Consider the following 21,531-nt stretch of genomic DNA (forward strand, 5'->3'; position numbering starts at 1 on the left):
CCCGCCGACGACGAGGTCGTCGCGGCCCTCTCCCTGCAAGCGGGGCGAGGGGGTGCGCTCAGGCCGCGCGTGTACCTTCAGCCCTCGCCGAGCAGCGCCCGGATCTCCGCCGTCAGCGCATCCTTCAGATCCGGCCGCTGCAACCCGTAGGCGATGTTCGCGGTGAGGAAGCCGAGCTTCGAGCCGGTGTCGTAGGTCTTGCCGTCGTAGCGCATGCCGAAAAACTTCTGCGCGTCCATCAGCTCGAGCATCGCGTCGGTGAGCTGGATCTCGCCACCGGCGCCCTTCTTGCCGTGCTCCAGGATCGAAAAGACCTCGGGCTGCAGGATGTAGCGGCCGGAGATGATGAAATTCGAGGGCGCGGTGCCCTGCTTCGGCTTCTCGACCATGCCGGTGATCTCGAAGGTCTGGCCGAACGTCTCGCCGACGGAGACGATGCCGTATTGGTGCGTCTCCTCCGGCTTCACCTCCTCCACCGCGATGACGTTGCCGCCGTGCTCCTCGTAGGCCGCCAGCATCTGGCCCATGCAGCCGGGGCTGAGCATGTCGGGCAGCAGCACCGCGAAGGGCTCGTCGCCGACGATCTCGCGGGCGCACCAGACGGCGTGGCCGAGGCCGAGGGGGGCCTGCTGGCGGGTGAAGCTGGTCTGGCCGGCCTTGGGCAGGTCCTTCTTCAGCTCCTCGTAGGCCGCCGTCTTGCCGCGCTCCTGCAGGGTGTGGTCCAGCTCGAACGCGATGTCGAAATGGTCCTCGATCACCGCCTTGCCGCGCCCGGTGACGAAGATGAAATGCTCGATGCCGGCAGCCCGCGCCTCGTCGACGACATGCTGCACCACCGGCCGGTCGACCACGGTGAGCATCTCCTTCGGCATGGCCTTGGTGGCCGGCAGGAAGCGCGTGCCGAGACCGGCGACGGGAAGGACGGCTTTGCGGATTTTCTTCATGGAGCGGGACCCGTTTGTGGCGTGCGTCGGGACGCGTTGTGGCTGAGATTACATAGCACGGCGTTGGCTGGCTTCACTGTGGGCAAAACGTGCCTGAGAGGGAATTCCCGCGAGATGCGTACGGCGCCGTCGTGACCCGTCAGCCGATACTCGGGAGACATCCGGAAGGCGTCCCTTTCGGTCAAGCGCACCGTGCCTTGGCTTGGCTGAGCGATGCCGACGACGGTTTGCTCTGCCGACCGTAAGCAGTCGATGGTGCTTCATCCGCGCCCCACCATTGTGTAGCGTCAACCTGCAACTGTGGGGACCTGAAACACGATGGCGGTACTGGTCACGGGAGGCGCCGGCTATATCGGCAGCCACATGGTGCTCGCGCTGATCGATGCCGGGCACGACGATGTCGTGGTGATCGACGATCTCTCCACCGGCTTCGATTGGGCGCTGCCGCCCGAGGTGACACTGGTGGTGGGCGACGTGGCCGACCAAGAGCTCGTCGCCAAAACCATCCGCGAGCATGAGATCGAGGCGCTGGCGCATTTCGCGGCGCGGATCGTGGTGCCGGACTCGGTGACCGACCCGCTGCACTACTACCTTGCCAACACCGTCAAGACGCGGGCGCTGATCGAGACGGCGGTGCAGGAGGGCGTCAAGCACGTCATCTTCTCATCGACCGCGGCGGTCTACGGCGAGCCCGAGACCGTGCCGGTGCCGGAGAATCTGGCCACCAACCCGATCAACCCCTACGGCCGCTCGAAGCTGATGAGCGAGTGGATGATCGCCGACGCGGCCAAGGCGCACGGCTTCAGCTACGTCATCCTGCGCTACTTCAACGTCGCCGGGGCCGACCCGCGCGGGCGCTCCGGCCAGTCGACACCGAACGCCACGCACCTGATCAAGGTCGCGACGCAGGCGGCACTCGGGCAGCGCACGCATCTCGACGTCTACGGCACGGACTACCCGACGCCGGACGGTTCGTGCCTCCGCGACTACATCCAGGTCTCGGACCTCGCCGAGGCGCATCTCGTCGCGCTGAACCACCTGCGCGGCGGCGGCGACAGCCTGACGCTGAATTGCGGCTACGGGCGCGGCTATTCGGTGCTGGAGGTGATCGAGGTGGTGAAGCGCGTCTCGGGCAAGGATTTCGAGGTCAGGCTTTCACCGCGCCGGGCCGGCGATCCGGCGCAGATCGTGGCGGGAGCGGACCGGATCCGCAACGAACTTGGCTGGGTGCCGAAGCACGACGACCTCGACGGCATCGTGCGGCAGGCGCTGGATTGGGAAGATGCCTTGGTGAAGCGGAACCGGGTGTGATGACGAAGGGTGCCGACGCTGCGCGAAACCCTCTCCCCCGAAAGACCTCGGGCTTGCCCGAGATCTGTCCTCTTGATGCCCATGTCGGGCAGGCCCGACATGGGGTGAGCGAGGGTCGGGAGAGGGGAGCGACGCTTCCAGATATGTTGCTCCCCTCTCCCGACCCGCTTCGCGGGCCACCCTCCCCCGCAGAGGGGGGAGGGGAGTCGCGCTGGCACCGCCGTGCGATTCTCGTGTCGGTCGTCGGGCTTGCCGCGTCCGTCGGAAACCGCCGCGCGCTCGCAGCCGCCGACCCCGACTTCCGCGCCTTCCTCGACGCTCTCCGCCCCGACGCCCAGGCCCGCGGCATCTCGCAAACGACCTTTGACGCCGCGTTCCGCGACGTCACTGCCCCAGACCCCGACGTCATCGGGCGCACGAAGAAGCAGAGCGAGTTCAGCCGGCCGGTCTGGGAGTATCTCGTCGGCGCAATCTCGCCCGGGCGGCTCGACCGCGGGCGGGCGCATGCCGCACGGCTCGCGGAGACGCTCGCGAAAATCGAAAAGAACTACGGCGTGCCGCGCTGGGTCATGCTCGCGTTCTGGGGCATCGAATCGGATTTCGGCACGAGCCCCGGCACTTTGCCGGTGGTGCGGGCGCTGGCGAGCCTCGCCTATGCACGGCACCGCGGCGATATCTTCCGGGCCGAAATCCTGGCGGCCCTGGAGATCCTGGAGCGGGGGGACATCACGCCCGACAGGATGAAGGGCTCCTGGGCCGGGGCCATGGGGCAGGTGCAGTTCCTGCCCTCGGTGTTCCTGACATACGCGGTCGATTTCGACGGCGACGGGCATCGCGACATCTGGGGCTCGCAGGCCGATTCGCTGGCCTCGATCGGGCATTATCTGAAAGAGATCGGCTGGAACCCGGCCTATTCCTGGGGCTACGAGGTGCGGCTGCCGCCGGATTTCGACCTGAGCCGCTACAAGGGCGACTTTTCGGATTTTGGCCGGCGCGGCGTCAAGCGGACCGACGGCAAGGCGTGGCCGGCGAACGGCACCGGTTCGCTGTTCCTGCCCGGCGGCCTCGGCGGGCCGGTGTTTCTGATCACCGACAATTTCGAGGTGATCCGAGTCTACAACACCAGCGATTCCTACGCCCTTGCCGTCGGCCACCTCGCCGACCGGCTCTCCGGCGCACCGGCGCTCGCCGCCCCTTGGCCGAGCGGCGCGGCCCGGCTCGACAACGCGGGGTTGAAGTCGCTGCAGGAGGGGCTTGCGGCCGGCGGATTCTACAGCGGCGAGTTCGACGGCCGGGCCGGCCCGAAACTGCGCGAGGCCGTGCGGCAGTACCAGATCCGGGCCGGGCTGCCGGCCGACGGTTACGCGGGGCCGGCGCTGCTGGCGCACGTGGCTGGACGGCGCTGAGCCGCCGTTTCGGCCCCCGTGTTCGACACGGTGCGCATCTGGGTTATCATCCTGGCGATCACCGTGACGATCTCAGGCAGCATGCGCCGGCCTTCCTTCGGCGCAGCAGAACGGGCAGCCGTATGGCCTTCTCACCGAGGCATCTCGCGACCGTCGCGCTCCTCGCAGCCGCGGCATTTCTGACGCCCGTGCAAGGGGTCCGGGCGCAGTGGGGCGACAGCTACGACGCGCCGCGCGACCCGTATTACGCGCCGCGCCGCCGCGCCGTCCGCGAAGACCGCCGCTACGCTCCCCCGCAGGAGGCTCCGCGCCAGTTCTACTGGCCCTGGGAGGACCGCCCGCAGCAGCAGGTCCAGCCGAATCGTGAAGTCGCGCCAAGGACTTACAGTCGGCCTGCGCGTCCGCGTCCGCCCTCCGTCGGGTCGAGCGGACAGGAGGCTCCCGTCGCCCGCAAGCGCACGCCCAGCCCCGCGCCCAGCGTCGCCAAGCCACTCCCGCCGGCTCCCGCGAAAACCGCCCCCACCGTCCAGGTCGCGGTCTTCGGCGACTCTCTCGCCTCCTATCTTTCCAAGGGCTTGGACGACGTTTTTCGCGACAACGCCGACGTCGCGGTGATCGACCGCTCGCGCGGCGACAGCGGCATCGTGCGCAAGGACGTCGTCGATTGGGCCAAGGCGGCCGACGACTATCTCAACGCCAACCCGAAGACCGCCTACGGCCTCTTCATGGTCGGCGTAAATGACCGGCAGGCTATCCGCGAGGGCGGAGAAAGCTTCGAGCCGCTGAGCGACAAGTGGCGCGAAATCTATGCCGCCCGGGTCGATGCCGTCGCCAAGGTCTTTACCGACCATAAGGTCCCACTGATCTGGGTGAGCGTGCCGCCCGTACGGTTCGAGCTGCTCACCAAGGACTTGGCGACCATCAACGACATCGCGCGCGAGCGCATCCAGAGGGCCGGGCAGACCTATGTCGACATCTGGCCGGGCTTCGTCGACGACCGCAACCGCTACACCGCGACCGGCCCCGACCTCGACGGCCAGCGCGCCACCCTGCGCACCGCCGACGGCATCCACTTCACCAATCCCGGCGCCCGCAAGGTCGCCCACTTCGCCGATCTCGAGCTGAAGCGCATGATGGGCGCCAACGGCACGCTGCCCGTCGAGCCGCCCGCCGTCGCTGCGGTCCCCTCCGGGGCTCCCCTCGAATCCGGGCCAAGTCTCGACGACAGCTCGACAATCGACCGCAAGATCACCGCGATGCTGCCGAGCCTGCCCGAGCCGCCCGGCATCCCGAGCCTGCCGGTCAAGCCCGCCTCGGGCCCGGTCGTGCCGCTCGGCCGCGCCGAGGTCTCGCCGGGTGGGACGCTGATCAGCAGCCGGCCCCGCGAAGGCGACGCCCTAGGCACGGTCGAGCGGACGATGCAGCGCGGCGCCGCCCCGCTGCCGCAACCCGGCCGCGCCGACGACTTCAAATGGCCGCCGGGCTGATTTTTTGAGGTTTCTTCGAGGGATCAATGAGACAGCCGGTCCTGCGAAGCGCCGGACCGGCTTGAGACTTCAGCGCGGCAGGACGCTCTCGCCCATCAGCGCCTCGTCGATCGAGCGCGCCGCCTGACGCCCTTCGCGGATCGCCCAGACCACCAGGGACTGTCCGCGCCGCATGTCGCCGGCCGAGTAGATCTTGGGCTGTGAGGTCCGGTAGTCCTCCTCGTTCGCCAGCACGTTGCCGCGCTTGTCGAGGGTGACGCCGGAATCCGCGACCATGCCCTTGTGCAGCGGGCTCGCGAAACCGATTGCCATGAACACGAGGTCGGCCGGCAGTACGAACTCGCTGCCAGGGATTGGCTGACGCTTGTCGTCGACCCGAGCGCAGACGACGCCGGTGAGGCGACCCTTGCGGTTGCCTTCGAGCCGCAGGGTAGCAGCCTGGAACTCGCGCTCGGCGCCCTCGGCTTGCGAGGACGAGGTCCGCATCTTCGTCGGCCAATATGGCCAGACGGTCAGCTTGTCCTCGCGCTCGGGCGGACGCGGGCGGATGTCGAGCTGCGTCACCGAAAGTGCGCCCTGGCGGAAAGCCGTGCCCACGCAATCGGATGCGGTGTCGCCGCCGCCGATCACGACGACGTTCTTGCTGGCGGCCAGGATCGGCAATTCGCCGTTGCCGGGCATCGGCTCGGCGCCCACGCGCCGGTTCGATTGGACGAGGTAGGGCATGGCGTAGTGCACGCCTTCGAGCTCCTGGCCGGGAAGCTGCGGGTTGCGCGGCTCCTCGGCCCCACCGCAGAACAGCACGGCGTCGAACTCGGCCGTCAGCTCCTCGACCGATTTATCGACGCCGACATTGACCTTGTAGTGGAAGACGACCCCCTCGGCCTCCATCTGCTTCACGCGCCGGTCGATGTGGCGCTTCTCCATCTTGAAGTCGGGGATGCCGTAACGGAGCAGGCCGCCGGCCTTCGGCTCGCGCTCGAATAGATGGGTGTCGTGGCCGACCCGGGCGAGCTGCTGGGCGGCCGCCATGCCGGCGGGACCGGAGCCGATCACGGCGACGCGCTTGCCGGTGCGGATGGCGGATGGCTCGGGCTTCACCCAGCCGTTGTTCCAGGCCCGGTCCGCGATCGCCTGCTCGATGGTCTTGATCGCCACCGGCTGGTTTTCGAGGTTCAGCGTGCAGGCCTCTTCGCAGGGTGCGGGGCAGACGCGACCGGTGAATTCCGGGAAGTTGTTGGTGGAGTGCAGGTTGCGCGCGGCCTCCTCCCAGTCGGACTGGAAGACGAGGTCGTTCCAGTCCGGGATCTGGTTGTGGACCGGACAGCCGGTGGGGCCGTGGCAGAACGGAATGCCGCAATCCATGCAGCGCGCCGCCTGCTTGGCGAGATCGTGCTCGTCGAGCGGCAGCGTGAACTCGCGGAAGTGGCGAACACGGTCGGCGGCGAGCTGATACTTCTGCTCCTGCCGGTCGTATTCGAGGAAACCCGTGACCTTGCCCATCGATCAACCCTTAGCGGCCGGCATCCGCGCTGCGCGCGCGGCCTGACACGTCCGTCTTTTGCTGCAATGACGACCGGCCTTGTCCGGTCGTCTCGGTCACATCACTCCGCCGCCATCGGCATCCGGGCCGCTTCCATCTCGCGCAGCGCCCGACGGTACTCGACCGGCATCACCTTGACGAACTTGGTGCGGTAGGTCGCCCAGTCGTCGAGGATCAGCTTGGCTTTGGGCGAGCCGGTGTACTTGAGATGGTTGGTCAGGAGCTGGCTCAGCCGCTCCTCGTCGTGGCCCGACATGTCGGCGAGGAGATCGACGCGGCCCTTGGTCTCGAGGTCGCCGTCCTGGTGGTAACGACGCATGACGTCGTCCTCCTCCTCCACCGGTTCGAGATCGACCATCGAGAGGTTGCAGCGCGCGGTGAACGAGCCGTCCTCGTCGAGCACGTAGGCGATGCCGCCCGACATGCCGGCCGCGAAGTTGCGCCCGGTCTCGCCGATCGAGACTACGACGCCGCCGGTCATGTACTCGCAGCCATGGTCGCCCATGCCCTCGACCACCGTGATCGCGCCGGAATTGCGCACGGCGAAGCGCTCGCCGGCCGAGCCGCGGATGTAGCACTCGCCGGCGATGGCGCCGTAGAGCACGGTGTTGCCGGCCATGATCGTGCGCGACGGGTCGGACTTCAGGGCCTCGCTCGGGCGGATGATCAGCTTGCCGCCCGATAGGCCCTTGCCGACATAGTCGTTGCCGTGGCCGGTCAGCTCGATGGTCACGCCGGCCGCGACCCAGGCCCCGAAGCTCTGGCCGGCTGTGCCGGCGAGCTTCACCGTGATGGTGTCGTCGGGCAGGCCCTCGTGGCCGTGTGCCTTGGCGACCATGCCGGAGAGCATCGCCCCGGCGGCACGGTCGGAGTTCCGGATCACGTCGGTCAGCACCACCGGTTCGCCGGTCTCAATGGCGTTCTTGGCGCCTTCGATCAGGCGACGGTCGAGGACCTTGTCGATCGGGTGGTTCTGCCGGCTGGTCCAGCGGATCGCCACGTCCGGCCCGACATCGGGACGGTGGAACAGTTTGGAGAAGTCGAGGCCGCGGGCCTTCCAGTGCTCGATGGCGTCACGCTTGTTGAGGAGATCGGAGCGGCCGATCAGGTCCTCGACCTTGGTGAAGCCCATCGCGGCCATGAGCTCGCGCACCTCTTCGGCGACGAAGAAGAAGTAGTTCACCACGTGCTCGGGCGTGCCCTTGAAGCGCTTGCGCAGCACAGGGTCCTGCGTGGCGACGCCGACTGGGCAGGTGTTGAGGTGGCACTTGCGCATCATGATACAACCGGCCGCGATCAACGGCGCGGTCGAGAAGCCGATCTGGTCGGCGCCGAGCAGCACGGCGATCAGCACGTCCTTGCCGGTGCGGATGCCGCCATCGGCCTGGAGCGCCACGCGGCCGCGCAGGTTGTTCAGGACGAGCGTCTGCTGCGTCTCGGCGAGACCGGTCTCCCAGGGACCGCCAGCATGCTTGAGCGAGGTCAGCGGGGCCGCACCCGTGCCGCCGTCGAAGCCGGAGATCGTGATGTGGTCGGCGCGGGCCTTGGCGACGCCGGCCGCCACCGTGCCGACGCCGACTTCGGACACCAGCTTCACGGAAACGTCTGCCGCAGGATTCACGTTCTTCAGGTCGAAGATCAGCTGGGCCAGATCCTCGATCGAGTAGATGTCGTGGTGCGGCGGCGGCGAGATCAGGCCGACGCCGGGGGTGGCGTAGCGAACCTTGGCGATCTTGGCGTCGACCTTGTGGCCGGGCAACTGGCCGCCCTCGCCGGGCTTCGCTCCCTGCGCGACCTTGATCTGCATCATGTCGGCGTTGACGAGGTACTCGGTGGTGACGCCGAAGCGGCCCGAGGCGACCTGCTTGATCGCCGAGCGGCGCGAGCGCCCGTCCGGCCCGGTGATGAAGCGGCGCGGCTCCTCGCCGCCTTCGCCCGAATTCGAGCGGCCGCCGAACGAGTTCATCGCGATGGCGAGCGTCTCGTGCGCTTCCTTCGAGATCGACCCGTAGGACATCGCGCCCGTGGCGAAGCGCTTCACGATCTCGGAGGCCGGCTCGACCTCGTCGAGCGGCACCGGCGTGCGACCGATGTCCTCGGCGGTGCTGATCCGGAACAGCCCACGCAGGGTCTTGAGGTGGTTCTCCTGCTCGTTCACGAGCCGGGCGTATTCGCGATAGCGGTCGTCCGCGCCCATCCGCACGGCGTGCTGCAGGGTGGCGACGGTGTCGGGCGTCCAGGTGTGGGTCTCGCCGCGCAGGCGATAGGCGTACTCGCCGCCGACATCGAGGGCATGCCGGTAGATCGGCGCGTCGCCGAAGGCGTCGCGGTGGCGGATCGTCGTCTCCTGGGCGACCTCGGCCATGCCGATGCCCTCGACCGTCGTCGCGGTCCCGAAGAAGTCGCGGGCGACGAAGGCCGAGTTCAGGCCGATGGCGTCGAAGATCTGCGCGCCGCAATAGGATTGGTAGGTCGAGATGCCCATCTTGGACATGACCTTGAGCAGGCCCTTATCGATCGACTTGATGTAGCGGTAGACGATCTCGTCGTCGGTGAGATCCGGCGGGAACTCGTCCTTCATCGCGATCAGCGTCTCGAAGGCGAGATACGGGTTGATCGCCTCGGCGCCGTAGCCGGCCAGACACGCGAAATGGTGGATCTCGCGCGGCTCGCCCGACTCGATGACGAGCCCGACCGAGGTACGAAGCCCCTTGCGGATCAGGTAGTTGTGCACCGCCGCGGTCGCGAGCAGCGCCGGAATCGGGATGCGGTCCGGCCCGACCGCGCGGTCGGACAGGATGATGATGTTGTAGCCGCCGCGCACCGCGACCTCGGCCCGGTCGCAGAGTCGGTCGAGAGCACCCTCCATCGCCGACGCGCCGGTCTCGGCGGGGAAGGTGATGTCGAGGGTCTTGGTGTCGAAGCGGTCCTCGAAATGCGAGATCGACCGGATTTTTTCCAAATCGCCGTTTGTGAGAATCGGCTGGCGCACCTCCAGCCGCTTGCGGCGGGAGGCGCCTTCCATGTCGAGCAGGTTGGGGCGCGGGCCGATGAACGAGACGAGGCTCATCACGGCCTCCTCGCGGATCGGGTCGATCGGCGGGTTCGTGACCTGCGCGAAGTTCTGCTTGAAGTAGCTGAACAGCGGCTTCGGCTTGTCCGAGAGCGGTGCCAGCGGCGTGTCGGAGCCCATCGAGCCGACGGCTTCCTGGCCGGTCACGGCCATGGGCGCCATCAGCAGCTTGAGGTCTTCCTGGGTGTAGCCGAAGGCCTGCTGACGATCGAGCAGGGTCACGTCCGAGCGCGAGGCGCGCGGCTGGATCGGGTGCAGGTCCTCCAGCACGATCTGGGTGTTCTTGACCCATTCGGCGTAGGGATGCGCCGCGGCGAGCTCTTCCTTGAGTTCCTCGTCCGAGACGATGCGGCCCTTCTCCAGATCGATCAGCAGCATCCGGCCCGGCTGTAGGCGCCAGGACTGGACAATCTTCTCGTCGGGGATCGGCAGCACGCCCATCTCGGAGGCGAGCACGACGAGGCCGTCGTCGGTGACGATGTAGCGGGCCGGGCGCAGGCCGTTGCGGTCCAGCGTCGCGCCGATCTGGCGGCCGTCGGTGAAGGCCACGGCGGCCGGGCCGTCCCACGGCTCCATCAGGGCGGCGTGATACTCGTAGAAGGCACGCCGCTCCTCGGTCATGAGCGGGTTGCCCGCCCAGGCCTCGGGGATGAGCATCATCATGGCGTGGGACAGCGAGTAGCCGCCCATCACCAGGAACTCGAGGGCGTTGTCGAAGCACGCCGTGTCGGACTGTCCCTCGTAGGAGATCGGCCAGATCTTCGAGATGTCGTTGCCGAAGAGGTCGGAATCGACGCTGGCCTGCCGCGCCTTCATCCAGTTCACGTTGCCGCGCAGCGTGTTGATCTCGCCGTTATGCGCCACCAGCCGGTAGGGGTGCGACAGCCGCCAGGTCGGGAAGGTGTTGGTGGCGAAGCGCTGGTGGACGAGGGCCAGCGCCGATACGAAGCGCTCGTCCTTGAGGTCGAGGAAGTACTCGCCGAGCTGATGCACCAGCACCATGCCCTTGTAGACGATGGTCCGGGTCGAGACCGAAACCGGATAGAATTCGTGCACGCGGGTGTCGTCGAGGCCGTAGACGCGGCCCGAGATCGCCTTGCGGGCGATGTAGACGCGACGCTCGAAGGCATCCTGATCGGTGATCGCCGCCGGGCAGCCGATGAAGAGCTGGCGGTGATGCGGCTCGGTCTCCTTGACCGCCTGGCCGAGATCCTCCGGCTCGACGGGCACGTCGCGCCAGCCGACCAGCGGCAGGCCTTCCTCGGCCAGCACCTTCTGGACGATGTCCTCGATGACCGCGCGGGCCTGGTCGTTCTTCGGCATGAAGAACTGGCCGATGGCGTAGCGGCCGGCCTCGGGAAGCTCGAAGCCGAGACGCGAGCATTCCTCCGCGAAGAAGCCGTGCGGGATCTGGGTGAGGATGCCGCAGCCGTCGCCCATCTTCGGATCGGCGCCGACAGCGCCGCGATGGTCGAGATTCTCCAGGATCTTCAGGCCCTGCTGCACGATGGCGTGCGTGCGCCGGTCGTGCATGTCCGCGACGAAGCCGACGCCGCAGGCGTCGTGCTCCTGCGAGGGATCGTACATGCCCTGGGACTTCGGCATGGCGGGATCGCGCACCACCAGAGGCGCGGGGCCGGCGTGGCGCGACGGCACGGGCCGATCGCTCTCGTCAGCGGCGTGGGGCATCGATCCTCCGGATGCGATTCCGCTCATGTCCAATCCCGTTCTCCGATCGTCCCGCCGGATCCGGCCGGGGATGCGAGCATGTTTCGTGCCCGAACGCCATATGGCGGCCGGGAATCGTACGGTCGTCGCGATCGGGTCGGCTCGGCACTCTTGGAGGGAAGCGCCCGCAACCCGCGGGCGTCACGTCGGCGTCGTCAGCCGGCGTTCGCCCTGATCGCCGCGTCGGCAATCGGCATATCGGTTCGTTTCGACATCGCGTCGGTCACGCCAACCGCTCCTGCCCGTCTTCGGCATCCCGAGAAAAGGACAGTGTTCCTGTCCTAAAAATCGACGTTGCCAGATTTTATCGAGTCCAGCAAGAGCCCCGCCGCGCCGGCAATCACGCTTTAGCACAAGGGTGAATCGCGCTCTCGGCCCCGGCCCGCGTCCGCATGACGCGACCGCCGCGCGACCTTGCCTGATGCCGCCGCAATCGTCCCGCATTTCCGCCCCGATCGGCTGGTTGAAGCAGGGCAGCCGATCACAGGGGCAATGCGGGGCAACGACTCCGCTGAACGGACCGGAGGCGCTCGCGGCCGCAGGGCCCGCCTCCGGTCGAGGCCGGACGGGATCGCTCCGGGGGCCAAAAATCTGGGGGCCAGAGAGAAGCCACATGGCATCCATGCGCCGAACACACCCGTCCCATTCCAATTCTCGACGCGTCCGCTGCGCGCTGCTCGGATCGGCGGTTCTCTCGCTCGTCGCCGCGAGCGACGCTTCCGCGCAGTTCGCCTACGGCTACATGCGCACCTATCCTGGGCCGGCCTTCGAGGACGATCCGCCGCCGATCCCCCCGCGCGCCGTCGTCTATCGGCTGCAGGATCGCGGCTTCACCGAGATCGCTCGGCCGCGCTTCGACGGACGCGCCTATGTCGTCGAGGCGACCAACCCGGCGGGCAGCCGCGTCCGGCTGTTCGTCGATGCCCGCGAGGGCGGCATCGTCGGCCGCGAGCGTCTCGATACGCCCTACTATCCCTCCGCTCGCGTCGCCCGGTCCGCTCCCGGTTATGGCTGGACCGAGGAGGATGTGGCGCCGCGCCGTGGCAGCCGAGCTCCGGAAGGCCTGCTGCCACCGGGTGACATCCCGCTGCCGCGGCCCTCGCTCCATGCCGAGATCGAGCGCGCTCCGGGCCTCCCGTCGCGACCGGGCGCCACTGAGGGCGGCACGTTCGGCGTGAACCCGGATGGCAGGGCGGGCCTGCGGGGCGAGACGGCCAAGGGCGACAGGGCCCGGGCTCCCGCGCCCCAGCGCAAAACCGCCAAGCTGACGCCGCCGGTCAAGCCCGTCGCGCCGAGCGTCTCGCCCGAAGCGCCGCTTCCGCAGACGACGCCTTCCGAGCCGGCCGCCGCCAAGGCGCCGGAGACGGCCAAGGCGCCTGACGCCGCGAAGGTGGTCGCACCCGAGGTGACGAAGGCGGAGCCTGCTGCGATGACGCCGGCCGCGAACCGGCCTGCCGCTGCCGAGAAGGCCGCAAGCGACAAGCCGGCCGAGGAGAAGCGCGCGGACAAGGCGTCCGCCGCAAAGGACGGTGCGAATCAGGGCTGGCAGGACCCGCCGGCATCCGAGCCGAAGCGCAACGTCCGCGTCATCGGCGGTACGATCGTCGTGCCCGGCGGCGGCGAGGCCGCACCCGCCGTCGCGAACTGAGTCTTCCGGGTTTTTGGGAGAAGACGCCGCGCCGGCTGCCTTGTCAGGTGCCGAGCACAAGACGCTCCCGTCCCGCGAACACCGTGAGCGTGTCGGAGCGGGCGATGGCGCAGAGCGTCATATCGTGAAGCCGGGCGCGCTCGATCGCCAGCGAGGTCGGCGCGGAGATCGCTACGATCACGGAGGCGCCGTAGGTGGCCGCCTTCTCCACCATCTCGAACGAGCACCGGCTGGTGATGACGAGGAAGCCCTGGTCGGCGTCCTCGCCCGCCCGCATCAGGGCGCCGATCAGCTTGTCCAACGCATTGTGCCGGCCGACGTCTTCGCGGACCGCGACGAGCGAGCCGTCGAGACGGGCCCAGGCCGCGGCGTGCACGGCGCGCGTCTCCCGACCGAGGGTTTGTTCGGCGTGGAGACCGTCGAGCGCCGTTTTGATCGCCGCAACCGCGACGTCCGGCCCCTTGCCGCTGCGCGGCGCGGCCAACGGGAGCGCGGCGAGATCCTCGATGCCGCAGACGCCGCAGCCGGTCCGGCCGCTGATGGCGCGCTTACGGGCGAGGTGCTCGCGCAGCCGCCCCGGCGCGAGATCGACCAGCAGGCGCAGGCCGTCTTCGCCGGACTCGACCGTCGCCGAACGGATTTCCGCGGCGCTCTCGACGATGCCCTCCGTCAGGCTGAAGCCGTAGGCGAAATCCGCGAGGTCGGCGGGCGTCGTCATCATCACCGCGTAGGGCACGCTGCCGTAGACGACGTTTACCGGCGTCTCGACGGCCAACGACCGGTTGTCGGCGCGCGGGACGGCATCGTCATAGGCAATGACGAGGGTCGGGACGCGTAGGCTCGTCGGAGGCTCGGACTGCAGGGTCTCCGTCTCGCTCGATTGCATCGCGAAACCTTCGCACTCTCAGGTGGTGAGCCGCAGCAAAAATGGCCGCCGACGTCCAAAAGGGCCCGCTTCATCCGCCGCCAGACATGCGTCAAACGGAGCCGTGCGACGCTCTTGGCGGTTGCGTGATTGTGATCAGTATGGTTCTATGTCGCCGTCCATCAGTCTCGCGATGAGAGCCGAACACGGCTGTTGCGCCTCGACCGGACCTCGGCACCGCACCGACGCTATCTGCGAACGTGCGGTAACGAAATCAAGACAATAACGGGGAGCCACGAGAGGCACATGCGGACGGTGCAGGCGAAACATCGGTCTCAATGGGGGCTTGCCGCGATCGGCGCCCTCCTCGTCACGTCCACCGCCGCCTTCGCGGCGGAGCCCGGCGTTCCCGTGCCGTGGCAGATGGGCCGGCAGACGCCGGTGACGGCCGAGGCTCTCGATCTCATGAACTTCGAGCACGTGCTGCACTGGCTCGCCTTCGCCATCTCGCTCTTCGTGCTCGGGCTGCTTCTCTACTGCGTCTACCGCTTCAACGAGAAGGCCAACCCGACGCCGTCGCGCACGACGCACAACACCGCGATCGAGATCGCCTGGACCATCATCCCGGTCCTGATCCTCGTCGGCGTTGCGATTCCCTCGTTCCGCACCCTGCGCACGCAGCTGATCATCCCCACCGCCGACGTGACCGTGAAGGCCACCGGCCACGCCTGGTACTGGTCCTACGACTATCCGAAGGCCGGCGAAGACGGCGGCTTCACCTTCGACGCCAACATCGATGAAGAGAAGGAGCCGAAGCTGCTCCAGACCGACAACGAGATGGTCGTCCCGGTGAACAAGGTCGTGAAGGTCCAGGTGACCTCGACCGACGTGATCCACTCCTGGGCGATGCCGTCCTTCGGCGGCAAGGTCGACGCCATCCCCGGCCGCCTGAACGAACTGTGGTTCAAGGCCGACCGCGAGGGCGTCTATCACGGCCAGTGCTCGGAGCTCTGCGGCATGCGTCATGCCTACATGCCGATCGTCGTGAAGGTGGTCAGCGATCAGGCCTATGCCGAGTGGCTGAAGGAAGCCAAGACCAAGTTCGCCGCGATCGACGACGGCTCGAAGCTCGCCGCGGCCAAGTGAGGCCGCTCGCGGGACGGGCCTCGCCCTGTCCCGCTCCTTTCGCCTGATCACACGATACCCGAGTTAAGGTCAGCATCGATGGCAACCGCCGCAGCACATGCCGGGCATGATGCCCACGACGATCACAAGCCGTCCTTCTTCGCCCGTTGGTTCCTCTCGACGAACCACAAGGACATCGGCACCCTCTACCTGCTGTTCGCGTTCTTCGCGGGCTGCATCGGCGCATTCCTCTCCTTCGGTATCCGGATGGAGATGGAAGAGCCGGGCCTCCAGTACTTCACCAACCCGCAGACCTATAACGTCTTCGTCACGGGTCACGGCCTCATCATGGTGTTCTTCATGGTGATGCCGGCGCTGATCGGCGGCTTCGGCAACTGGTTCGTGCCCCTCATGATCGGCGCGCCGGACATGGCGTTCCCGCGCATGAACAACATCTCGTTCTGGCTCACCGTCGCCGGCTTCTGCAGCCTGATCTGCTCCCTCTTCGTCGAGGGCGCGCCGGGTGCGAGCGGTGCTGGTACGGGCTGGACCGTCTATCCGCCGCTGTCGGCCTCGGGCCATCCCGGCCCCGCCGTCGACTTCGCGATCTTCTCGCTGCACCTCGCCGGTGCCGGCTCGATCCTCGGCGCGATCAACTTCATCACGACGATCCTCAACATGCGCGCTCCGGGCATGACGCTGCACAAGATGCCGCTGTTCGCCTGGGCCGAGCTCGTCACCGCGTTCCTGCTGTTGCTCTCGCTCCCGGTTCTCGCCGGCGCGATCACCATGCTGCTGACGGACCGCAACTTCGGCACGACCTTCTTCGCCCCCGAGGGCGGCGGCGACCCGGTGCTCTACCAGCACCTGTTCTGGTTCTTCGGTCACCCCGAGGTGTACGTGATGATCCTGCCGGCCTTCGGCATCGTCTCGCACATCATCGCGACGTTCTCGAAGAAGCCCGTGTTCGGCTACCTCGCCATGGCCTACGCCATGGTCGCCATCGGCGTCGTCGGCTTCGTCGTGTGGGCGCACCACATGTACACCGTCGGCCTGTCGCTCCAGACTCAATCCTACTTCGTGTTCGCCACCATGGTGATCGCGGTGCCGACCGGCGTGAAGATCTTCTCCTGGATCGCGACGATGTGGGGCGGTTCGATCCGCTTCACCGCGGCGATGCACTGGGCGGTGGGCTTCATCTTCCTGTTCACGGTCGGCGGCGTCACCGGCGTCGTGCTCGCGAACTCGGCGGTCGATAAGTACCTGCACGACACCTACTACGTGGTCGCGCACTTCCACTACGTGCTCTCGCTGGGCGCCGTGTTCATCATCTTCGCCGGTGTCTACTACTGGTTCCCGAAGATGACCGGCCACGTCATCCCCGAGTGGGCCGGCAAGCTGCACTTCTGGCTGGCCTTCATCGGCGCGAACATCCTGTTCTTCCCGATGCACTTCCTCGGCCTCGCCGGCATGCCGCGCCGCTACGCCGACTACCCGGAGGCCTTCGCCCCCTGGCACAAGGTCGCGACCTGGGGCGGGCATATCTTCGCGCTCGGCATGGTGGTGTTCTTCATCGGCGTGATCCTGGCCTTCCGCTCCAGCAAGCGCGCTGCCGCCAACCCGTGGGGCGAGGGTGCGACGACGCTGGAATGGACGCTGTCCTCGCCGCCGCCCTTCCACCAGTACGAGACGCTGCCCCGGATCGTCGACGAGCCGGCCCACTAAGGCCCTACTCCCGACACCGAGACGATCGCGAGGACCGCTCCGGCGGTCCTCGCTCTTTCCCGGAGGCCACGGCCCAAGAGCCAGGCCTCCCGGAAAGGGCGATGCGACGGTACCGACCGCGCAGGCCTGAACGATCGCGTTCAGCACATCGAAAAATACGGTTTTCATGTCGAGCCTGACGAACAGCCTTCCCGCCGACGCTCAGGGCTTCAATCCCACCGCATCTGCGGCAGGCGGTGAAGTCTCGGATTTCTTCGCGCTGCTGAAGCCGCGCGTGATGGTGCTGGTGATCTTCACGGCCCTCGTCGGCATGGTGGTCTCGCACCCGAGCGTGAATCCGATCATCGCGGGCATCTCGCTGCTGATGATCGCCGTCGGTGCTGGTGCCTCGGGCTGCCTCAACATGTGGTGGGACGCCGACATCGACGCGCTGATGACGCGCACCGCCACGCGCCCGATCCCGGCAGGCCGGATCCTGCCGAACGAGGCGCTCGCCTTCGGCATGGTGCTCTCGGTCGGCTCGGTGCTGATTCTCGGCCTCGCCTCGAACTGGCTCGCCGCCGGGCTCCTGGCCTTCACCATCGTGTTCTACGCCGTCGTCTATTCGATGTGGCTGAAGCGGGCGACCGCGCAGAACATCGTCATCGGCGGCGCCGCCGGCGCCCTGCCGCCGATCGTCGGTCAGGCCGCCGTCACGGGCACCGTCAGTCTCGACTCGATCATCCTGTTCGCGATCATCTTCATCTGGACGCCGCCCCACTTCTGGGCGCTCGCGCTCGTGAAGAGCGGCGACTACGCCAAGGCCGGCATCCCAATGATGCCGAACGTCGCCGGTCCCGATTCGACTCGCCGCCAGATCGTCTGGTACACGCTGCTGCTCGTGCCGCTCGGCATGTCGCCGGTGGCGCTGGGTTTCGGCGGCTGGCTCTACGCGGTGATCTCGGCCCTCGGCGGTCTCGGCATGCTGGCCGGCGCGATCCAGGTGTTCCGCCTGCGCGAGGGCGAGCCCGAGCGCCGGGCGGCGATGGGCCTGTTCGGCTTCTCGATCCTCTACCTGCTGCTGCTGTTCGCCGCCCTGCTCGCCGAGCACGGCTTCGGCCTGTTCCGCGCCGTCGGCGTCTGACGCGCCATGGCCGAGCATCCGGAGTTCTCCGTTCGACAGCTGACCCCCGCCGAGGTCCAGGCGCGGCGCAAGCGCTCGATCGCCATCGCGTTGACCCTCGGCGCCCTCGTCGTCCTGTTCTTCGTGCTGACGATCGCCAAGCTCGGTCCGCAAATCCTCGAGCGACCGCTGTGATCGGGCGCCGGGCATGAGCGACCAAGCGGCACGAACCGCGAAAACGGTGCGCTGGACGGCCATCGCCTGCGCAAGCGTCGTCGTCGGCATGACCGGGCTCGCCTTCGCCTCGGTGCCGCTCTACGACCTGTTCTGCAAGGCAACGGGCTATGACGGCACGCCGCGCAAGGGGCTGGCGCTCACGACCTCCGGCGACACGGCTGCGACCAAGCCGGTGACGGTCAAGTTCGACACCAACGTCGCCCCGAACCTGTCGTGGCGCTTTCAGCCGGAGGCGCCGAGCGTCGAGGCCGTGCCGGGCGAGACCAAGACGGTGTTCTTCAAGGTCAAGAACGTCGGCCCGAAGCCGTCCACCGGCATCGCGACCTTCAACGTGCAGCCCGGCCTGATGGGCAGCTACTTCGTGAAGATCCAGTGCTTCTGCTTCGACGAGCACACGCTCCAGCCGGGCGAGACCATGGACTTCCCGCTGGTGTTCTACGTCGACCCGAAGCTGCGCCAGGATGCCGATATCGCCGACATCGGCGAGATGACGCTGTCCTACACCTACTTCGTCTCCCGAAACGGCTCGCCACAGGCGGCGGTGGCGGGCGGCGGCTGAGGCGCAGGCACGAATATTTCGGCGCGCGAGCGTGACAACGGGCGCAGGCCCGCGATAGAGCTTCAGGCTCGGAGGCCGGCCCTAAGCCGATCTTCGACAAGGTGAAACGGGGCCCGCCGGTGGCGGCGAAGGCCGGGGGTGAGGAGAGCTTTTCGATGGCCGAGGCGCACGCCAAGAATCACGACTACCACATCCTCTCTCCGAGCCCGTGGCCGCTGATCGGCGCCTTTTCCGGCTTCGTCACGACGACCGGCGCCGTGTTCTGGATGAAGGGTCTGACGCTGGGCGGCCTCGCTGTCGGCCCGTACATGTTCTCCGCCGGCTTCCTCGGCATCCTCTACACGATGATGTCGTGGTGGAAGGACGTCACCAAGGAGGCGAACAGCGGCGACCACACCCGCGTCGTCCAGCTACATCACCGCTACGGCATGATGATGTTCATCGCCTCCGAGGTGATGTTCTTCGTCGCTTGGTTCTGGGCCTATTTCGAGGCGGCGCTCTACACCGCCGACCCGATCCAGGCGCAGCGCGTCGAGTTCACTGGTGGTGTCTGGCCGCCGAAGGGCATCGAAGCCTTCGATCCGTGGCACCTGCCGCTCCTGAACACGCTGATCCTGCTGACCTCCGGCACCACGATCACCTGGGCGCACCACGCTCTGCTGCACGACGATCGCAAGGGCCTGAAATACGGCCTCTGGCTGACGATCATTCTCGGCGTGCTGTTCACCGCCTGCCAGGCCTACGAGTACAGCCACGCGCATTTCGGCTTCGCCGGCAGCATCTATTCGTCGACCTTCTTCATGGCGACGGGCTTCCACGGCGCGCATGTCATCATCGGCACGATCTTCCTCGCGATCTGCCTGATGCGGGCCTATTCCGGCGACTTCACCGTCAAGCAGCACCTCGGCTTCGAATTCGCCGCCTGGTACTGGCACTTCGTGGACGTGGTCTGGCTGTTCCTGTTCGCCTCGATCTACGTCTGGGGCTCGGGCATCGGCCACGCCGCCGCTCACTGACGGTCCGAACCGGCGCGCCTTGCGCCTCGGACAACCCTGAAGGGCGGCGCGAGCCGCCCTTTTTTGCGCCCGGAGCCGGGCTCGTCCCCATATCGGGAGTCGAGCCCAGGAGACCGTATCCGTGACCGCCTCTGCCATCAGCCCGAATCCGATCCCGACTGGCCTGCGCGGGCGCTGTCCGCGGTGCGGCGAGGGCCATATGTTCGATGGCTTTCTGACCTTCCGACCGTCCTGCGAGGTCTGCGGCCAGGATTTCTCTTCGTTCTCGACGGGTGACGGGCCGGCCTTCTTCGTGATGTCGATCGTCGGCTTCGTCGTCGTCGGACTCGCCCTCTGGATGGAGATCACCTACGAGCCGCCGATCTGGGTCCACGCCCTGGTCGCGACGTCGCTGTCGGTGGGCTTGAGTCTCGCTCTGGTGCGTCCGCTCAAGGGCCTGCTGGCGGCGCTCCAGCTCCACAACAAGGCCGAGCAGGGACGCTTCAAATAGTGAACGTGATCGGCGCATCGAAGAGTCCCAGCCGCTGGCGCGGCCTGATCGCGCCCGGCATCGCCTCGGCCGTCTCTCTCGCCATCCTGATCGGGCTCGGCATCTGGCAGATCGAGCGCAAAGGTGAGAAGGAAGCGCTGATCGGCCACATCATCGAGCGCTCGCACGCGGAGCCGCCGGCCGCGCTGCCTGCCGCCGACGCCTGGGATCCGAAGACGGACGAGTTCCGCCGAGTCCGCGTCACCGGCACGCTGAAGAACGACAAGGAAACGCTGGTCCACGGCCTCGCCGCCGGCGACGTGCCGGGCCGGGCGCTTCAGGGCTTCTACGTGATCACGCCGCTGGTGCGGACGGACGGCTCGACGGTCCTGGTCAACCGCGGCTTCATTCCCACCGAACTCAAGAACCCCGCCGACCGTCAGGCCGGACAGGTTGCCGGTGAGACCACGCTGACCGGAATCCTGCGCGCCACCGAGGTCCGCACCATGTTCGTGCCGGCCGCCGATCCGGCCCGCGGCGAGTGGTTCAATCGCGACATCGCCGGCATCGCGGCGGCGAAGGGGCTCGGAGCAGTGCCGCCCTACCTGATCGAAGCGGACGCGACGCCAAACCCAGGCGGCTGGCCGAAGGGCGGCCAGTTGCGCGTCGACCTGCCCAACAACCACCTGCAATACGCGTTCACCTGGTTCGGCATCGCCGCGTGCCTCGTCGGCGTGTTCTCGGTGTTCGCGTGGAGAAAGCTCAACGATCCGCCCGAGGCGTCCGCCGGCTGATCCCTGCGGCACGGCCTCTGCTTGTTCCGCTGCGGCGGCGCGCTACACTCGTATCGGCCGGTCGTACGGAGTGGTGACGATGCGCATCCTCGTTGGACTTCTCTCTCTTCTGCTGATGGGTTCGCTGGCATGGGCCGCGGACGAGACCGATCGCAACGCCGCGCGCGCCACGATCGAGCGCCAGCTCGAGGCCTTCAAGAAGAAGGATTCGGCCACCGCCTACGCCCAGGCCGCTCCGCAGATCCAAAACATGTTCACCTCGCCCGAGACGTTTCTCGCCATGGTCGAACAGGGCTACCCGCCGGTGCTGGCGCCGCGCAGCTACAGCTTCGATGCCGTCGAGGATGCGGGTGAGGGCGAGCTCGCCCAAGGCCTGAAGCTGCAGGACGAGAACGGCGTCGACTGGGTCGCGCTCTATTCGCTCCAGAAGCAGGCCGACGGCCAATGGCGCATCACCGGCTGCTCGCTGAAGAAGGCGCCGGGCAGCAACGCGTGATAA

Annotated in this window: 17 protein-coding genes; 13 read left to right on the forward strand and 4 right to left on the reverse strand. The window is 67.6% G+C overall.

The window, feature by feature from the left end:
- Positions 1–77: 77 nt before the first annotated feature.
- Positions 78–944: a UTP--glucose-1-phosphate uridylyltransferase GalU gene (gene galU, locus MFF07_RS22095; protein ID WP_147817262.1), complete on the reverse strand. Its 867-nt coding sequence runs from the start codon at positions 942–944 to the stop codon at positions 78–80.
- A 318-nt stretch (positions 945–1,262) separates the two neighbouring features.
- Between galU and galE the strand changes: the two genes are divergently transcribed.
- The 3 genes from galE (at position 1,263) to MFF07_RS22110 (ending at position 5,148) form a co-directional block, all read left to right on the forward strand.
- Positions 1,263–2,255 carry a UDP-glucose 4-epimerase GalE gene (gene galE, locus MFF07_RS22100; RefSeq protein WP_147817263.1) on the forward strand — a complete coding sequence of 331 codons (993 nt, stop codon included), beginning with the start codon at positions 1,263–1,265 and terminating at the stop codon, positions 2,253–2,255.
- A gap of 233 nt (positions 2,256–2,488) precedes the next feature.
- Positions 2,489–3,661, forward strand: a complete 1,173-nt coding sequence (locus MFF07_RS22105; RefSeq protein WP_238232930.1) for a lytic murein transglycosylase — start codon at positions 2,489–2,491, stop codon at positions 3,659–3,661.
- A 122-nt stretch (positions 3,662–3,783) separates the two neighbouring features.
- Positions 3,784–5,148, forward strand: coding sequence for an SGNH/GDSL hydrolase family protein (locus MFF07_RS22110; protein ID WP_147817265.1), 1,365 nt, complete (start codon positions 3,784–3,786; stop codon positions 5,146–5,148).
- A 69-nt stretch (positions 5,149–5,217) separates the two neighbouring features.
- Here MFF07_RS22110 and MFF07_RS22115 read toward each other — a convergent pair whose 3' ends face one another.
- On the reverse strand, positions 5,218–6,651 hold the full coding sequence (locus MFF07_RS22115; RefSeq protein WP_147817266.1) for a glutamate synthase subunit beta: 1,434 nt from the start codon (positions 6,649–6,651) through the stop codon (positions 5,218–5,220).
- A 101-nt stretch (positions 6,652–6,752) separates the two neighbouring features.
- Entirely contained in the window at positions 6,753–11,453 is a 4,701-nt protein-coding gene (gene gltB, locus MFF07_RS22120; RefSeq protein WP_147817267.1) for a glutamate synthase large subunit, read from the reverse strand.
- Positions 11,454–12,105: 652 nt separating this feature from the next.
- Here gltB and MFF07_RS22125 point away from each other — a divergent pair.
- On the forward strand, positions 12,106–13,140 hold the full coding sequence (locus MFF07_RS22125; protein WP_147817268.1) for an NADH-quinone oxidoreductase subunit E: 1,035 nt from the start codon (positions 12,106–12,108) through the stop codon (positions 13,138–13,140).
- 43 nt (positions 13,141–13,183) lie between these two features.
- Here the strand turns inward: MFF07_RS22125 and fdhD are convergent, their stop codons facing one another.
- Complete coding sequence (gene fdhD / locus MFF07_RS22130; protein WP_147817269.1) at positions 13,184–14,026, reverse strand: formate dehydrogenase accessory sulfurtransferase FdhD; 843 nt, start codon at positions 14,024–14,026, stop codon at positions 13,184–13,186.
- Between the two features lie 285 nt (positions 14,027–14,311).
- Here fdhD and coxB point away from each other — a divergent pair, with 285 nt between their 5' ends.
- From coxB to MFF07_RS22175, 9 genes are all read left to right on the forward strand, one after another.
- The gene (gene coxB / locus MFF07_RS22135) at positions 14,312–15,151 is read left to right on the forward strand and encodes a cytochrome c oxidase subunit II (RefSeq protein WP_147817270.1); all 840 of its coding nucleotides are present in this window, start codon (positions 14,312–14,314) and stop codon (positions 15,149–15,151) included.
- Positions 15,152–15,229: 78 nt separating this feature from the next.
- On the forward strand, positions 15,230–16,855 hold the full coding sequence (gene ctaD, locus MFF07_RS22140) for a cytochrome c oxidase subunit I (protein WP_147817271.1): 1,626 nt from the start codon (positions 15,230–15,232) through the stop codon (positions 16,853–16,855).
- 166 nt (positions 16,856–17,021) lie between these two features.
- Entirely contained in the window at positions 17,022–17,978 is a 957-nt protein-coding gene (locus MFF07_RS22145; RefSeq protein ID WP_147817272.1) for a heme o synthase, read from the forward strand.
- Positions 17,979–17,984: 6 nt separating this feature from the next.
- On the forward strand, positions 17,985–18,152 hold the full coding sequence (locus MFF07_RS22150; protein ID WP_187272522.1) for a cytochrome c oxidase system small membrane protein: 168 nt from the start codon (positions 17,985–17,987) through the stop codon (positions 18,150–18,152).
- A 13-nt stretch (positions 18,153–18,165) separates the two neighbouring features.
- Positions 18,166–18,753 (forward strand): cytochrome c oxidase assembly protein, encoded by a 588-nt coding sequence (locus tag MFF07_RS22155; RefSeq protein ID WP_147817273.1) that lies wholly within the window; start codon positions 18,166–18,168, stop codon positions 18,751–18,753.
- 155 nt (positions 18,754–18,908) lie between these two features.
- On the forward strand, positions 18,909–19,769 hold the full coding sequence (locus MFF07_RS22160) for a cytochrome c oxidase subunit 3 (RefSeq protein ID WP_147817274.1): 861 nt from the start codon (positions 18,909–18,911) through the stop codon (positions 19,767–19,769).
- A 121-nt stretch (positions 19,770–19,890) separates the two neighbouring features.
- The gene (locus MFF07_RS22165) at positions 19,891–20,259 is read left to right on the forward strand and encodes a DUF983 domain-containing protein (protein WP_238232931.1); all 369 of its coding nucleotides are present in this window, start codon (positions 19,891–19,893) and stop codon (positions 20,257–20,259) included.
- Positions 20,259–21,032 (forward strand): SURF1 family protein, encoded by a 774-nt coding sequence (locus tag MFF07_RS22170; RefSeq protein ID WP_147817275.1) that lies wholly within the window; start codon positions 20,259–20,261, stop codon positions 21,030–21,032. The genes MFF07_RS22165 and MFF07_RS22170 overlap by 1 nt, the downstream gene beginning before the upstream one ends.
- Before the next feature lie 79 nt (positions 21,033–21,111).
- Positions 21,112–21,528 (forward strand): DUF4864 domain-containing protein, encoded by a 417-nt coding sequence (locus tag MFF07_RS22175; protein ID WP_147817276.1) that lies wholly within the window; start codon positions 21,112–21,114, stop codon positions 21,526–21,528.
- Positions 21,529–21,531 lie beyond the last annotated feature (3 nt).

This window comes from Methylobacterium thuringiense (assembly GCF_022179645.1).
Lineage (GTDB): Bacteria > Pseudomonadota > Alphaproteobacteria > Rhizobiales > Beijerinckiaceae > Methylobacterium > Methylobacterium thuringiense.

Coding starts and splice junctions, on each gene's coding strand:
- galU (WP_147817262.1), bottom strand. CDS start 944: ATGAAGAAAATCCGCAAAGCCGTCCTTCCCGTCGCCGGTCTCGGCACG.
- galE (WP_147817263.1), top strand. CDS start 1,263: ATGGCGGTACTGGTCACGGGAGGCGCCGGCTATATCGGCAGCCACATG.
- MFF07_RS22110 (WP_147817265.1), top strand. CDS start 3,784: ATGGCCTTCTCACCGAGGCATCTCGCGACCGTCGCGCTCCTCGCAGCC.
- MFF07_RS22115 (WP_147817266.1), bottom strand. CDS start 6,651: ATGGGCAAGGTCACGGGTTTCCTCGAATACGACCGGCAGGAGCAGAAG.
- gltB (WP_147817267.1), bottom strand. CDS start 11,453: ATGCCCCACGCCGCTGACGAGAGCGATCGGCCCGTGCCGTCGCGCCAC.
- MFF07_RS22125 (WP_147817268.1), top strand. CDS start 12,106: ATGGCATCCATGCGCCGAACACACCCGTCCCATTCCAATTCTCGACGC.
- fdhD (WP_147817269.1), bottom strand. CDS start 14,026: ATGCAATCGAGCGAGACGGAGACCCTGCAGTCCGAGCCTCCGACGAGC.
- coxB (WP_147817270.1), top strand. CDS start 14,312: ATGCGGACGGTGCAGGCGAAACATCGGTCTCAATGGGGGCTTGCCGCG.
- ctaD (WP_147817271.1), top strand. CDS start 15,230: ATGGCAACCGCCGCAGCACATGCCGGGCATGATGCCCACGACGATCAC.
- MFF07_RS22145 (WP_147817272.1), top strand. CDS start 17,022: ATGTCGAGCCTGACGAACAGCCTTCCCGCCGACGCTCAGGGCTTCAAT.
- MFF07_RS22150 (WP_187272522.1), top strand. CDS start 17,985: ATGGCCGAGCATCCGGAGTTCTCCGTTCGACAGCTGACCCCCGCCGAG.
- MFF07_RS22155 (WP_147817273.1), top strand. CDS start 18,166: ATGAGCGACCAAGCGGCACGAACCGCGAAAACGGTGCGCTGGACGGCC.
- MFF07_RS22160 (WP_147817274.1), top strand. CDS start 18,909: ATGGCCGAGGCGCACGCCAAGAATCACGACTACCACATCCTCTCTCCG.
- MFF07_RS22175 (WP_147817276.1), top strand. CDS start 21,112: ATGCGCATCCTCGTTGGACTTCTCTCTCTTCTGCTGATGGGTTCGCTG.